Source organism: Mediterranea sp. ET5 (assembly GCF_023337025.1).
Classification (GTDB): domain Bacteria; phylum Bacteroidota; class Bacteroidia; order Bacteroidales; family Bacteroidaceae; genus Phocaeicola_A.
Genome location: NZ_JAMBLN010000009.1, coordinates 55,857 through 70,454, shown reverse-complemented (window position 1 = coordinate 70,454; position 14,598 = coordinate 55,857). Strand labels below are relative to the sequence as shown.

Annotated in this window: 9 protein-coding genes and 1 riboswitch; of the genes, 3 read left to right on the top strand and 6 right to left on the bottom strand. The window is 61.5% G+C overall.

Going from position 1 to position 14,598, the window contains the following annotated elements; genetic code table 11:
- The first annotated feature begins 33 nt into the window (after positions 1-33).
- On the top strand, positions 34-1,020 hold the full coding sequence (locus tag M3087_RS07145) for an FAD:protein FMN transferase (protein ID WP_249094680.1): 987 nt from the start codon (positions 34-36) through the stop codon (positions 1,018-1,020).
- A gap of 75 nt (positions 1,021-1,095) precedes the next feature.
- Positions 1,096-1,440, top strand: a complete 345-nt coding sequence (gene arsC / locus M3087_RS07140) for an arsenate reductase (glutaredoxin) (protein WP_022385805.1) — start codon at positions 1,096-1,098, stop codon at positions 1,438-1,440.
- Positions 1,441-1,575: 135 nt separating this feature from the next.
- Here arsC and M3087_RS07135 read toward each other — a convergent pair whose 3' ends face one another.
- The 6 genes from M3087_RS07135 to M3087_RS07110 form a co-directional block, all read right to left on the bottom strand.
- A complete protein-coding gene (locus M3087_RS07135) occupies positions 1,576-3,066 on the bottom strand; it encodes a DUF5074 domain-containing protein (RefSeq protein WP_249094678.1) in 1,491 nt (496 codons plus the stop codon).
- Between the two features lie 63 nt (positions 3,067-3,129).
- A complete protein-coding gene (locus M3087_RS07130; RefSeq protein WP_022385812.1) occupies positions 3,130-4,479 on the bottom strand; it encodes a hypothetical protein in 1,350 nt (449 codons plus the stop codon).
- Positions 4,480-4,511: 32 nt separating this feature from the next.
- A complete protein-coding gene (locus M3087_RS07125; RefSeq protein WP_249094676.1) occupies positions 4,512-5,666 on the bottom strand; it encodes a YncE family protein in 1,155 nt (384 codons plus the stop codon).
- 36 nt (positions 5,667-5,702) lie between these two features.
- Positions 5,703-7,718, bottom strand: a complete 2,016-nt coding sequence (locus tag M3087_RS07120) for a TonB-dependent receptor (protein ID WP_410796918.1) — start codon at positions 7,716-7,718, stop codon at positions 5,703-5,705.
- A gap of 64 nt (positions 7,719-7,782) precedes the next feature.
- A riboswitch (cobalamin riboswitch) is annotated at positions 7,783-7,990 on the bottom strand.
- Positions 7,991-8,368: 378 nt separating this feature from the next.
- Positions 8,369-9,562, bottom strand: coding sequence for an OmpA family protein (locus M3087_RS07115; protein ID WP_249094675.1), 1,194 nt, complete (start codon positions 9,560-9,562; stop codon positions 8,369-8,371).
- A 4-nt stretch (positions 9,563-9,566) separates the two neighbouring features.
- Positions 9,567-12,659 (bottom strand): hypothetical protein, encoded by a 3,093-nt coding sequence (locus tag M3087_RS07110; protein ID WP_249094673.1) that lies wholly within the window; start codon positions 12,657-12,659, stop codon positions 9,567-9,569.
- A gap of 292 nt (positions 12,660-12,951) precedes the next feature.
- Between M3087_RS07110 and gpmI the strand changes: the two genes are divergently transcribed.
- A complete protein-coding gene (gpmI, locus tag M3087_RS07105; protein WP_022385817.1) occupies positions 12,952-14,469 on the top strand; it encodes a 2,3-bisphosphoglycerate-independent phosphoglycerate mutase in 1,518 nt (505 codons plus the stop codon).
- Positions 14,470-14,598 lie beyond the last annotated feature (129 nt).

Below are 14,598 nucleotides of genomic sequence, written 5' to 3'. Positions count from 1 at the left end.
CCACTGTTATTGAACCCAATCAGAATCGTTCCAATGAAACTACTTGCATCCCTTCTGCTGCTGATAGCCGTGTGTGCCTGCACACCGCCGCGGCAGTACCGTGTCACCGAAGGACACACCCACACTTACTATCGCATCACCTACAACTACGACCGTACGCTGGACGACGAGATACGGGGTGAGATCCGCCGTTTCTACCATTCGCTCAACCCCTTCGACTCGCTCTCGATCGTCAGCGCCGTCAACACCAACCGCAACATGGAGGTCGACTCCATCTTCATCCATGCCTTCCGGGTGGCGGAGGAGGTGTCGCGGCAGACCGACGGCATGTTCGACATCACCTGCGCTCCGCTCATCAATGCCTGGGGCTTCGGCTTCAAGAACATGGGGGAGGTCACGCCTGCAATGATTGACAGCCTGAAGACCTTCGTGGGCTATGAGAAGGTACGCCTGGAAGGCAACCGGGTGGTGAAGGACGACCCGCGCCTCCTGCTCAACTTCTCCGCAGTGGGCGACGGGTGCATCTGCGACCTGATTGCCGCACGCCTCGACAGCCTCGGTGTCGAAGACTATCTCGTGGACATAGGCGGCGAAATGACCGCCAAGGGAAGGAATGCCAAGGGGCTGCCCTGGCACATTGGCATCAACCGTCCCGTCGACGACTCCACGCAGCTGAATACGGACATCGAGCAGGTCATCGAGCTGGGCGAGCGCGTAGGCCTTGCCACCTCGGGCGACTACCGCAACTTCTACATCAAGGACGGCAAGAAGTACGCCCACACCATCAATCCCAAGACCGGATATCCCGCCGGGGGCGACATCCTGAGTGCGACCATCATCGCGCGGGACTGCATCGTAGCCGACGCCTATGCCACGGCATGCATGGCGCTGGGACGGGAGGGAGCCAAGGCGCTCCACGCACGTCATCCCGAGCTGGAGTACTTCTTTATCTACGCCGACAGTACGGGTGCCTACCGCACCGAGTATTCGCCCGGCATGGAGAAATACCTGGTCAAATGAGGCGGGAGTGTGGCAGTTTGCCGACTTATGCGTATCTTTGCCGCTGACGTTTCACTCATAAAACCTAGACGCACTATGATTACCATTTTTCACAATCCGCGGTGCAGCAAGAGCTGTGCTGCCATGACCTATCTCAAGGAGAAGGGTGAAGAACTGAATGTGGTGAACTACCTCGACGGGAGTGTCACCGAGGAACAACTGCGCGACGTCCTGCGTAAGCTGGGAGTACCTGCCAAGAGCATTGTCCGCACAGGAGAGGCGCTCTGGAAGGAACGCTTCGCCGGGCTGAAGCTGAGCGAGGACGAGCTGATTCGCGTGATGGTGGAGAATCCCCGCCTCATCGAACGTCCCATCGTCATCAAGGGCGACAAGGCAGTCGTGGCACGTCCCACTGCCGACCGCATCGACGAGATACTTTGACGGACACCGGACGGAGCTTATTCCTCCGGGTGGCCGGTAATGCCGGAACGGGCGTGTGTCGTAGTGCTTTCATGCACACAGACACACGCCCGTTCTTTGTTTATCTGTTTCCCCGTTGTGGTGTGGGGAGTGGCATCAGCCGACGTTCAGCTTCATCTCCTTCTCGGCACGGACGCCGTTCGAGAGGACTACGAGCGTGAACGTGAAGGTGCCCTTCCGGTTTCCTGCTTCCACCTTCAGGCGGTGTCCGTCCACGGTCAGCTTGGCGGGGAAGTTCGCCGGGGCCTGCACGCTGAACTGCATGTCGAGCGGCATGTTGTCGTCATCCTTCACGTAGTCGTTCAGGTCGAACTCTCCGCTGTGGCCTGCCGTCAGTCCCATGTTGTCGGCGGTGAACTCCGGCTTGCAGGCATCCTCGAACACGGGCAGTGCCGGGAACCAGAAGTACTTGTCGTCCCAGTTCTCCTGCTTGTTCACGGTGCTCCACTCCGAGCCCAGCCCGTTGTCGCCCTTGAGCGGCAGACGGAGCACCTCCTTGCCGTCGGCATCGAGCACGCACACCCAGTTGTAGGCATAGTTCACGCCATAGCCGCTTTGTTTCAGTGTCACTACCAGCTCGTCGGTCCAGGGGTCTACACGGACGCCGGTGCCGTAGAACATCAGCTCATCGCCCTTCTCGGTCTGTCCGGTCTCGAAGACAGGCTTGGCTGTCCCGCTGTCCACCTCATATTTGTACAGTATGCTGCCGCTGCTGACCATGCCGCCGCCACCAATCCAGTAGAGCACGTTGTGATGGGTCGAGGCGCAGAGGCTGCCTGCCCTCCATGCTCCCCACGGACTGCCGATGGCGGCTTCGTCGGGGTAGGGGCGTGTGGTCTGTTGCATGGTCTCGGGGTTGATGACGAGGAAGCCGTCCTTCCCTGCCACCCAGATGCGTCCGTCGAGGCTGCGGGTCAGTGCGTAGAACTTCCCGTCGATGCGTTGGAGCACCTGGTCGGTCACGGGGTCGACCACGCACAAGCCTTCCTTCTGTGTCACCACGAACACCTTGCCGGCTGCCAGGCGCATGTCGCCGGTCTGGCTGCTGATGCCCTCCAGCTGACGGGTGATGGTGAGGGAGGGGATGTCGAACACGGCGATGCCCCGGTTGTGTCCCACGTAGGCTTTCCGGTCGGTCAGTCCCACGAAGGCGCGTCCGTCTCCTCCGATTTCCGTGAAGACGGCTTTCCTCTTCAGTGTCCGGGCATCAGCCACCACGAGGCGGTTGCCCTGCTTGGAGGTGAAGTAGAAGTTGTCGCCCCAGATGGCACCGAACTGGGTGGTCACGCCGAAGGTCTCCCCGTCATTGGCTGCCCGGTAAGCCCGGTAGACAGGTTCGAGGGTGGTGTATCCGGTGCGCTTGAAGCGGTTCACCGTGCCGTTGTCGTGCCCGAACCAGTCTTCGTTGACAATCCAGAAGCCCTCGGCGCGATGGCCGGCATGCGGGTCGGGGTTCGCAGGCTCTGCGGGAGTGGGGTCTTCGGTCGGAGTGTTGCGGATAGGGTTGTCGTCGTCGCTACATCCCGTCCAGGCAAAGGTTGTGCACAGGATGAGCAGTGTGCACGCCAGTTTCGATTGTTTCTTCATTGTATGTTCTTTTGATGGTTTATGATTCAGTCAGCAGGAGCGCACGGTGTGTCCGTCCGCCAGTTAATGTCCCGAGGCGATGGAGACGCCCAGCAGGTGCAGGTCTTCCACCCCTAGCACCTCGGTGGAGCATTCGCCCAGCCAGCCGTTCTCCTGGTTCACGCCCGAATAAATCTTGATGAAGTCCACGCCGGGAAGCTTGACACGCTGACCGTAGCTGTTCACTGCCCAGTCGATGTCGATGGCGGAGTCGTCGTCGCCGTTGGGGGCGTTGTCGGCGTACCCGTAGCGGAAGCGGTAGAGCACATAGTACATGCCGCCCACGGTCTCTTCGGTGGCTTCGTTGATGCCGTTCTGCGGAAGACAGGTGCCGCGGAAGGTGAGCTTGTCGCCCTGATACCACAGGGGGAAGTAGGGTTGCTTGTGGTACTGGTTCTTCACCTTGTAGCCCGAGTGTCCCTGATTGTCCTCCCAGCGGATGTAGGTATCCCACTCGGCAGTCGAGGCAGGCTCCTTCGACGGACGGTAATAGGTAATCTCATAGTTGCGGTAGAGGTTCACGTCGTTCTTGTTGTCTCTGGCAAGCTGGTACCACGGTTCCCGGGTGACGTCCTCGTGGGCGCTTCCGGCAATCTCGTACCATTCGTCGTCGTCGGGGTATCCGTTGTGGTTCTTGTCGTAGGCGACCATGATGACACCCGGCTCGCAGCTGCCGCCGATCGGTGCATTGGGGCGCGGGTTGGCGGCTGCCTGGAAAGCGTTGGCAAGCACGCGGAAGTCGCGCAGCCCTGCCTTGTTCTCGATGGTGTGGTCAAAGCCCACCACGACGTAGCCGCCAAAGCCGCCAAGCGAAATCATCCCCTTGCGGTTGTTGCCGATGCTGCGGAGCACCTTTTCGTTCATGGTCTTCTGTGTGTCGCCTTCCTCGTATTCGGGCAGGGTGTTGGTGAACTGTCCCACGGCGGGCAGGAAGTCGAACACCTTGGTGATGTATGGAGTCTTGGGGGTGGAGTCACCCGGGGTCTCCGGTTCATCGGGATTGTCGGGTCGTTCGAGGGACACGCTGACGTTGACCGGGTAGCTGTAGCTGATATTCCCCTGGCTGACGGTCAGCACCAGTTCGTATTCGCCGATTTCGGAGAACATGTACTCCAGTCGCTTGCCGCCGGGGATGCTCTCGCCGTTGAGCGTCCAGGCATAGGTCAGCCCGAAGTCCGAGACCGTCTGCACGTCGATGCGCAGCAGTTCGTCGACATAAAGGTGGAAGCCGCCTTCAGGTTCTGTGATGGTGACATCCGTCTGTTGCAGCACGTAGGGTGCCGGTTCGTCCTCGCTACAGGAGGTCACGGCAACTGTCAGGAGGACGCCCGAGAGGGCGGCGGTCCACAGTGCCGGTCTGAAGATTCTATTCATAGTTTACAGGTTATTGAGTGATTTGTCCGTATTCAGTTCCCGACGTCCTCCAGCGGTACGGTGGTGAAGGCGAAGTGTGCCGGGATGTCGCCCGTGGTGACCTTCCACCGCAGCTTCCCGGCGGGCGAGAAGCAGTAGAGCGTGCCGGGGGTGACGTAGTCCTTGGCGTCGCAGACATAGACGTCGCGCGTCTCCGGGTCGACCGCCACCCCGTAGGGTATCTTGATTTGCCGGTCCGCCCCGTCGGTGATGAAGTTGCGCGTCACCACCTCCTGCCGTCCCACGTCGTAGAGGGTATAGGAGACGGTGTTGCTCTGCGTCACGTAGCTCCACTCCACGGCGGTCATGTAGAGCGAGTCGCCCACCAGGCACATCTCGCTGGCAGGGATGTCCAGGCGGCGGGTCACGCGGTCGGTCTGCGTGTCGACCACATAGACGTCCGCCTTCACATCGTAGTAGTCGCCGCGCGACGAGACGTAGATGCGCCCGTAGCGGTCGAGCGCCATCCTGTGCAGGTTGATGGCGACGTCGATGGTGTGGTCCACGGCGAACGTCCGCAGGTCCACCACGGACACGGTCGTGTCGTAGTTCGGATAGCGGTAGCCGCCGGAGTTGGCGACGTAGAGCTTCCCGCCGGTAATGACCATCTCCTCGGGCTGGTAGCCGACGACGACCTCCCGGGTGATTTTCAGGCTCGTGGTGTCCACCTCGACAACCTTGCCCGGACGGGCGTTCGGGTCAATCTGCACGGGGCCGGCATACGAGCTGATGTACGCCTTGCCGTCGTGGAAAACGATGTAGCGGCAGTTGAGCACGTCGATGCTGCCCACGTGCCGCCCCGTGTGCACGTCCATCACCTCGACGTAGTGCGAGCAGTTGATGACGGCGTAGAGCTTGCTGCCGTAGATGGCGATGTCGTTGCCCACATCGCCCAGCTCCTTGACAATCCCCGGGTTGCGCGTGGGGTAGATGTTGCGCTGGTACTTGCCGGTCCCGGCGTCGAAGAAGTCGAGCGACGCCTTGTTGCTGCCCATGTTGCCCTCGTTGAGGAGGAAGAATCCACGGATGTGCCGGTGCTGCACCGGCTGGAGCTGCTCTTCCTCGCTGTGGAGGAAGGGAATGTCGCCCCGGCAGCCTGCCAGCAGGCAGAGCAGGAGCAACATGCTGTAAGTCGTTATCTGTTTCATGTTCCTATCGGTCTGTTCGGTAAAGTTCGTCCGGGGTCAGAACGCATACTGCACGATGGCCTTGACGTTCGTGCCCGGCATGGGGTAGCTCATCACCACCTCGTACTGTTGGTTGAAGAGGTTGTTCACCTCCAGCGTGCACTTCAGCGTGCCCCGGTGCAGCGGGATGTTCCGCGCCACGGAGAAGTCGCTCGTGTACCACGGCAGGACGTAGTTCGCCGGGATGTTCGCCCGCGACGAATAGCGTTCGCCGGTATAGATGAAGCTGTAGTTCGCCTCCCAGCGCCGCCAGTTTGCCTGGAGCGTTGCCGACCCGCTGTTGCGCGGGATGTAGGGAATCTGTCCGCCGTAGTAGGAGTCGTCGGGGTCGGTGAAGTCCTGTGCGCGTTGGAAGGTGTAGTTCAGGCGCGACGTCAGCGAGACACCGCCCGGCAGCAGCCAGTCGGCCTGTGCCGCCACGTCGATGCCGCGTATCTCCACCTTGCCCAGGTTGACCATCGTCCAGCGGAAGAAGTTCGACGTGGGCATGGCGACAATCTTGTCCTCCACCTCGTTATAGTAGACGTCCGCCTGTGCCTCCACGCGGCGCAGCCAACGGCCGCTGAACGTGCGTGCATAGGTCGCGCCGACGTTGTACTGGCTGGTGAACTCCGGGTTGAGGCTGACGTTGCCGATGAACGTGTAGTACAGGTCGTTGAGGGTCGGCATGCGGAAGATGCGCTTGTAGAAGGCGCGTGCGGTCCACTCGTCCGTCAGGCGCCATGCCAGCACGGCAGTGGGGGTCCACTCGTGGCGGTCTTCAGCGGAAGCGGAGCCACTCTTCACCCGCTCGGTGATGAACGTGCCCAGCACGCTCGCCTGCAGGTCCACCCGTCCCACGCGGAGCGAGGTCGCGGCAGCCACCAGTCCCGTGTGCCGGCGCGGATAGACGAAGTCCACCAGGTCGGCGTTGAGGGCGTTCATCTGGTAGTCCGCCGAGAGGCTGACGTCCCAGCGGTCCGTCAGGGCATAGCGTTGGGCGGCGGAGAGGTACAGCTCCCGCTGGTGGTAGTGGTTGTTGATGTACATCAGTGCCGCGTCGCGGTTGGGGTCGGCGAGGTAGTGCAGGTAGTCGTAGGCATATTTGGCATTGAGCAGCAGGCTGTAGCGTGCGAAGTCCTGCTTGTAGGTCCCCTGGGCGAAGGCGTTCATGTCCCACTGACGGTCCTCGTGGCTGAACTTGTTCTTCACCACGGCGCCCGGGTAGCCGCGCTCGGAGCGGTAGAAGTACGCCTTCGTCCGCCAGTAGCCCCGTGGCAGGGAGCCGAAGAGCCCCCCTTCGAGCCGCACCGCCTGCACGTCGCCGTTGCGCCGCACCGCCGTGGTGTCATAGCTGTCGGCAACGCGGTAGGTGAAGCGGTAGCGCCCCGTGGTGTAGAGGTATTCGCCGCTGAGCGACGTGCTCAGCCGGTCGGAGAGTTTGCGGTCCCACACGAGGGCGGGATTGACGGTGCCGAAGGAGCCGCCCTTGAGCGTCGCCTTCAGGTGTTGCCGCTCGCCCTCGCGGAAGAAGGGCGTCCGCGTCTGCAAGTAGATGCTCCCGGCGGAGCTGAAGTCCTTGGCGGGCTGGAAGATGGCGCTCTTCTGTCCGTTGTAGAGCGTCACCGCCTCCATGTTGTCGAGCGAGAAGCGTCCCAGGTCCACCACGCCGTTCTGCGCGTTGCCCAGCTCGATGCCGTCGTAGAACACGCCCACATGGTTCGTCCCCATGCTGCGGATGTTCACGGTCTTGAGTCCGCCCACCCCTCCGTAGTCCTTGATTTGCACGCCGGAGAAGTAGCGGATGGCATCGGCGACACTGTGCGCACCCAGGCGTTGCAGTCCGTCGCCGGCCAGCCGCTGTGCCGGGATGACCTCCTTCACAGGCGTCTGTGCCTCGATGACCACTTCGTCGAGCCGTTGCAGGCTGTCGAGGCGGCTCTGTGCCCGTGCCGACGGAAGCAGCCACGTGCCCGTCACGAGAAATACACACAACCGTCCGGCAGCACGTTTCATCGTAGTCTGCCTACACATAGTCCAAATGTTCTAAAAAGTACGAATAAGTTCTAGCGCGACATCCGTCTATCCCCGGAGCCCGGATGGCTGAATGAATGATGGCAGGTCTTCTGACTGACTCCCGTCTTGAAGCCTTCCCGACGCACGGTGCATCAGTGGCAGTGAGTAATTATCAAGACGTTTGAAATGGAGCTTCACAGCAGCGGGACTGTTCGGGACTTTCACCCGATTCCCTTTTAATCCTCTGCCCGTGTGCCTGGGCAGCAGGAACCAATTCGACGGCAAAGATAGGGCTTTTTCGGGAAGGACAAAGCAGAAAGAAGGAAGATTTTTTGCAACGAGTTTTCCAGCCCGGATAAATACGTTCGTACGGACGTGTCGTTACCGTCGTACGGACACGTCGCCACGAGCGTGCGGACACGTCCGTACGACGCTGCGGACGCGTCCGTACGAAGCTCTTAAAATGGGTATTGATACACAGGGACTTGCAAAAGCGTCCCGATGGACGGGAGAGAAAAAACTCCGCGTCCCATTTTCAAAAAAGTTTTCCGGTAACGGATGGACCCGTCCAACGGGCGTGGACCGGGCGACCCGACCGGTCGCCCCTGCATCCACCGCCTGGCGGCTGGCGGTCCAACACCGCACGGCGCATTGTCAATGGTCCATTGTCAATTGTCCATTGGAAGGTGGTCCCAATATTCGTCGTTGGTTATCAGTTCGACGAGGATTTTGCGGTCGCCCTCACGCACGCGGTCGGACGTTTCCGGGGCGGCATGGGCTATCTTCTTGCTGACGCCGCATGCCTTCAGCATCTGTGCCGGGACGCCGCGTTCCGTCAGTGCCTGTACGACGGCACGCGCACGGCGTTCGGACAGGGCGGCGTTGTATGCCAGCGAGCCGCGGGCGTCGGTGCACCCCGTGATGAGGTAGCGCCGCGAGGTATCGGCACACAGGATGCGTGCGATGCGGTCGAGCACCGCCGCCGATGCCGGTGTGATGTCGGCACGGTCGAAGTCGAAGTAGATGCCGGCGAAGAGCTCGCCGAGGTCCATACGTGCCGGGACCTCCTTGACGCGTTCCACGATGACGGGCTTCTCGATGACCTTCTCCACGATGCGGTCGACATAACGCACCTCCGGCGCCGGACGCTTCCGTTTGCCGCCGATGCGCCACAGCAGGCGCACGTTGCCTTGCCAGGCATTGGCGACGCGGCGGTAGGGCATGACGAGGTAGTCAGCCTGCAGCCCGAGTCCCAGCCGGTCGTTGAGCCAGAGGTTCACGCCTGCTCCCACCGAGAGGGGCAGGAGGTGACGGCGGTCGCTGCCCTCCTTGTCGAAGTCGTTGGCGAGGTCCCACTTCATCTCTTCGGCGTTGAGGCGTTCCAGCCCGTTGTAGCCGACGGTGAAGTTCTTGTACAGGTAGTTCGCCCCGGCACGCAGGAAGGGGTCGATGTAGGGCGAGCGGAAGTATTCGCCCAGCCGCCACTGCAGGCCCATCCCTGCCATGGCGGTCCAGCGTTTCTCCTTGCCGCCGCGGACGGGGTCTGCGGTGAAGTCGGCGTTGCCCTGCAGGTCCAGGAAGAAGTGGGAGTTCAGTTCGCGGGCAAGGTACAGGTGTCCGCCGAAGAGGACGTCGCGCTTGTCCGTGTCGATGCGGTAGCCGCCGTTGCTGCCGGGACTGAAGCCGGTGACGTTGAAGCGCGTCAGTTGCATTCCGTGGATGCCGACGCCGATTTCCCAGGCCTTGCGGTGCCGGGAGATGCTGTCGCACCCGTCCGCCTGCTGTGCCACGGCAGGGAGGGCGGTGCACAGCAGGAGGAAGGTCAGGACAGCGGAAAGGGTAGGTATGAGTAGTCTGTTCATAGGGTTATTCTTCATAGGTTACAGTGACTTCGGGGAGGGTGTATGCCGGTTGGTAGGGCTCGACACGATAGGTGCCTTCCTCCGTCCCCGGGCGGAGGTAGCCCTGTGTGAACCCCTTGAACTGGTGATAGCTATCGTACTTGATGTAGATGGTCGAGTTCAGGTACGGGGTGAGCACCTTGAACGTGGGTTCGTCGGCGGACGAACGGTTGTTCGTGCTGGACGCTTCCTGCGTGCCTGCCGACGAGCTGAAGTTAAAGGAGACATACGCCATCTTGAGCTTCCGCGCTTCCTTCTCGGTGTACAGGATGGGTTCGATGAAGTCCGAGCCGTCGGGACGCTGGGTGTACCGGGTCGACGACTTGTAGAGGCGCGTCAGGTCCATGTGGGAGAAGTCCAGTTCCCCTTCCGCTGACAGGAACACCGTGGGGGTCTCACCACTCTTCGTCTTCAGCTTGAGCGATTTCAGACGGGGACCCAGCTGGTAGGGCGGCAGCAGCGCCACGCCGTTCCACTGGAATTTCTCCCCGTAGTAGGCTTCGCGGTTCTTGACCGTCAGGTAGACATCCGTCCCGTCCCAGTACTCCTTCTGGCTGTTCTTCTGGTTGGCAGGGTTCTCCTGTACGTAGCGGTAGGGGTAGCAGTTGTAGATGTAGCTGCCGGAGCTGGACGACGTTGAGTTGCTGCAGTAAACCGGACGGTCGGCGAGCAGGCTGCGGGGGTCGTCCTTGTCGGCAACACGGAAGGTCTCCGGGTGCAGGCTGCCCGAGTTGGGCAAGTAGGAGGGGAGGTTCTGCCACTCGTCGTCCGGGTTGATGCGCCGCTGGATGCGGAAGCTCATGTTCAGCTGGTAGTCCACAGACGGTGTCTTGCTTTGGGGCACCATCCGCATGTGTACCCGGTTGGGGACGTAGGTGTTCCGGGCGGACTCCTGCGCCGGCTTGCCTGCGAGGGTCACCGAGCGGGTCGTCCCCCAGCGGCTGTCGAGCTCCTGGATTTCCGGCAGGTCTTCCCGAGGAACGATGAACTCTCCCTGCTCGTTGCTGGTGTACTCCTTCCCGGGGTCGATGCCCGGCAGCCCCTGTACCTTGGCATGAGGCGCCAGCTGCCCCCGCTCGTCGTATACCTTATATAATACACCGCCGTCGGTCGTGCGCACATACTCGCCGAACTCCGACTGGGAGTACTGTGCGATGACGTTGGGTACGCCCTGGATGATGGTCACCTCGGCTCCCGGCTTGCCTGGTTCACCTGGACGACCGTCTTTGCCGTCCTTCCCGTCCGCGCCGTCGGCACCCCGCAGGAACTCGTAGAAGTCGTCGAGCGAGTTACGCTCACAGTCCCACTTGCTGCCGTCGCGGTGGTCGGTCAGTGCTTCCGGTGTCCCGCACCGCTTGGCGAGGTCCGCCTTCCACAGCTCGTAGGCAGAGAGTCCGTTCGCACCGTCCTTGCCGTCTAGTCCGTCGCGCCCGTTGGTGCCGTCCACACCGTCGCGTCCGGCGAGGAAGTTGAAGAAGTCCGCCTCGGTGTTCCGTTCCGCGGGCCATTTCGTGCCCGGAGTCTTGGGGTCGTCCACCTGTCCGGTGGCAATGGTTTCCTTCCACAGCTCGTAGGCAGACTTGCCGTTGATGCCGTCGCGTCCGTCATGTCCGTCCGCACCCGAAAGGTAGGCATAGAAGTCCGCCATCGTGGTGCGGTCCTTGCTCCACGGCTGACCCTCCTTGTCATGTACCTTTCCGCTCTTCACGTCCTGCTGCCAGAGCTCATACGCCGACGCTCCGGCAGCCCCGTCGTTGCCGTTCTGTCCGCGGGCAGCGATACCTGTGTCGGTAGTCCCGATGAACCAGTTGCCATTGTCGCCGATGTGGGGCGAGACTCCGTCGCGTCCGTTCTGTCCGTCTCGTCCGTTCGTGCCGTTGGTGCCGTCACGTCCGTCTTTGCCGTCGGCTCCGTCGCGTCCGTCCTTTCCCTTCTCTCCCGGGTCACCTTTCTCGCCTTTCTCTCCCCGGACGCCCTGTGCGGCGATGCCCGTGTCGGTGTCGCCGATCCACCAGTGTCCGTCGCGGATGAAGGGCGTCCGTCCGTCGGTGCCATCGCGCCCGTCACGTCCGTTCGCTCCATCCTTTCCGTCTCGTCCGTCCTTTCCCTTCTCTCCCGGGTCACCCTTTTCGCCTTTCTCTCCACGGACGCCTTGTGCGGCGATGCCCGTGTCGGTGTCGCCTATCCACCAGTGCCCGTCGCGGATGACGGGGGTCCGTCCGTCGGTGCCGTCGCGCCCGTCACGTCCGTCTTTGCCTTTCGCAGCCACGCCGGTGTCGGTCGTTCCCACCCACCAGTTTCCGTTCGTACCGACGTAGGGGGACAGTCCGTCCTTGCCGTCGCGTCCGTTCGTACCGTTGTCTCCCTTCGGTCCCTGCGCGGTGACTCCGGTATCCGTCGAGCCGACGAACCAGTGTCCGTTGGTGCCCACGTGGGGTGTGATGCCGTTGGCGCCGTCGCGCCCCTTCAGGAAGAGGAAGAAGTCATTCATCGACGTCTGGTCCTTGGGCCAGTCGGTGGCACCCTGTCCGACGAGCTGTCGCCACTGCTCGTAAGCCGAGAGGCCGTCCTTGCCGTCCAGTCCGTCGCGTCCATCACGCCCGTCCCTGCCCGTCGCCTTCACGCCGGTGTCCGTAGCGCCGATGAACCAGTTGCCGTTGCTGCCCACGTGAGGTGTCTGTCCGTCGCGTCCGCTGATAAAGTCCCAGAAGTCCGCCTCGCTGTTCTTCGAGGCAGGCCACGTCTGTGACCCGTCGTGCGGGTTGACGACCGTACCCTGTGCGATGAGCTGCTTCCACAGCTCGTAGGCAGACTGTCCGTCCGCTCCCCGGTCGCCCTTCTCGCCCTTGACGAAGACGAAGAAGTCCGCAGGGGTCGTCCGGTCCCCGGGCCAGTTGATACGTCCCGCTTTCACCTCCTCTTTCCAAAGGTCATAAGCGGACTTGCCGTCCGGTCCCTGCGGACCCTGCGGCAGTTCGAAACCGATGCTTGTGCAAGCTGTCGCCAGCAGGCACAGGAGCATCCATCCATAAGTGATAAGTCTGATTCTGATGTGCATAGTGGTGTTTGATTAGGTGGACGGAACGCCTCTGCGGAGGGCACTCCCTCACGTGTTCCGTCCCGATTATATTCGGACGCAAAAATCGGAACTTTCGTCCGTTCGGCTGTTTCCTATCCTCCGGATTCGCTTTCCTAATCCATCCGGCGGCTTTTTCATCACCCTCCGATGCTTACCTATCGGCTGACGGACGTGCTTTTTCGCTAATGCACGTTAAGACATGCACGCCGATGCGCCTATTTTGCGTAACTTTGCGGCGTCAATACAGAATAACTCTAAAACAGATATGATTATGGCTAAAAAAGCGCTTTTGATGATTCTCGACGGATGGGGCTGCGGCGACCACCGGAAAGACGACGTGATCTTCAACACCCCGACTCCCTATTGGGACTCGCTCCTGGCAACCTATCCGCACTCCCAGCTCCAGGCGAGCGGCGAGAACGTAGGCTTGCCCGACGGACAGATGGGTAACTCCGAGGTGGGCCACCTGAACATCGGTGCCGGACGCATCGTCTATCAGGACCTTGTGAAAATCAACCGTGCCTGTGCCGACGGCAGCATCCTGAAGAACCCGCAGGTAGTGGCTGCCTTTACCTACGCCAAGGAGCACGGCAAGAACATCCACTTCATGGGACTGACCTCCAACGGCGGTGTACACAGCTCACTCGACCACCTGTTCAAGCTCTGCGACATCGCCAAGGAGTACGGGCTGGAGGAGCACACCTTCATCCACTGCTTCATGGACGGCCGTGACACCGACCCGAAGAGCGGCAAGGGCTTCATCGAACAGCTCACCGCACACTGCCAGGCTTCAGCCGGACGCATAGCCTCCATCGTGGGACGTTTCTATGCCATGGACCGCGACAAGCGTTGGGCACGTGTGAAGGAAGCCTACGACATGCTCGTCAGCGGAACCGGAAAGCAGGCTGCCGACATGGTGCAGGCAATGCAGGAATCCTATGACGAAGGCGTGACCGACGAGTTCGTGAAGCCCATCGTGAACAGCACCTTCGACGGCACCATCAAGGAAGGCGACGCCGTGATTTTCTTCAACTACCGCAACGACCGCGCCAAGGAGCTGACCATCGTGCTCACCCAGCAGGACATGCCCGAGGAAGGCATGCACACCATCCCCGGTCTGCAATACTACTGCATGACCCCCTACGACGCTTCGTTCAAGGGCGTCCATATCCTCTTTGACAAGGAGAACGTGCAGAACACGCTGGGCGAGTATCTCTCGAACAACGGCAAGACGCAGCTGCACATCGCCGAGACCGAGAAGTATGCCCACGTGACCTTCTTCTTCAACGGCGGACGCGAAGAACCCTACAAGGGGGAAGACCGCATCCTCGTGCCGTCGCCGAAGGTAGCCACCTATGACCTCAAGCCCGAGATGAGCGCCTACGAAGTGAAGGACAAGCTGGTGGCAGCCATCGGCGAACAGAAGTACGACTTCATCGTGGTGAACTACGCCAACGGCGACATGGTGGGACACACCGGCGTGTATGAGGCCATCGAGAAGGCAGTCGTCGCCATCGACAACTGCGTGCGCGACACCGTCGAGGCAGCCAAGGCAAACGACTATGAAGTCATCATCATCGCCGACCACGGCAACGCCGACCATGCCCTCAACGAGGACGGCACCCCGAACACCGCCCACTCGCTCAACCCCGTCCCCTTCGTCTATGTGACGGAGCGCAAGGACGCCCGCGTGGAGAACGGCGTACTCGCCGACGTGGCACCGTCCATCCTGCACATCATGGGCATGCCCCAGCCGAAGGAGATGACCGGTCGCGACCTTATCAAGTAATTCATCCCGTCCTGTAGGGATGCGCGGAGGACGGGCCCCGTGCCCGTTCCCCTGCATACAGCCGGCGCGGATGACGCGGATTCCTTGTTCCCCTTCACTTGGGCGGGAAGGAAGAATCCGTGCCATCCG

Bases quoted from the DNA above. Each gene is read 5' to 3' on its own strand.
- M3087_RS07125 (WP_249094676.1), bottom strand. From the start codon at position 5,666: ATGAAACAGATAACGACTTACAGCATGTTGCTCCTGCTCTGCCTGCTG.
- M3087_RS07135 (WP_249094678.1), bottom strand. From the start codon at position 3,066: ATGAAGAAACAATCGAAACTGGCGTGCACACTGCTCATCCTGTGCACA.
- M3087_RS07110 (WP_249094673.1), bottom strand. From the start codon at position 12,659: ATGCACATCAGAATCAGACTTATCACTTATGGATGGATGCTCCTGTGC.
- gpmI (WP_022385817.1), top strand. From the start codon at position 12,952: ATGGCTAAAAAAGCGCTTTTGATGATTCTCGACGGATGGGGCTGCGGC.
- M3087_RS07145 (WP_249094680.1), top strand. From the start codon at position 34: ATGAAACTACTTGCATCCCTTCTGCTGCTGATAGCCGTGTGTGCCTGC.
- arsC (WP_022385805.1), top strand. From the start codon at position 1,096: ATGATTACCATTTTTCACAATCCGCGGTGCAGCAAGAGCTGTGCTGCC.
- M3087_RS07115 (WP_249094675.1), bottom strand. From the start codon at position 9,562: ATGAACAGACTACTCATACCTACCCTTTCCGCTGTCCTGACCTTCCTC.
- M3087_RS07130 (WP_022385812.1), bottom strand. From the start codon at position 4,479: ATGAATAGAATCTTCAGACCGGCACTGTGGACCGCCGCCCTCTCGGGC.
- M3087_RS07120 (WP_410796918.1), bottom strand. From the start codon at position 7,718: ATGTGTAGGCAGACTACGATGAAACGTGCTGCCGGACGGTTGTGTGTA.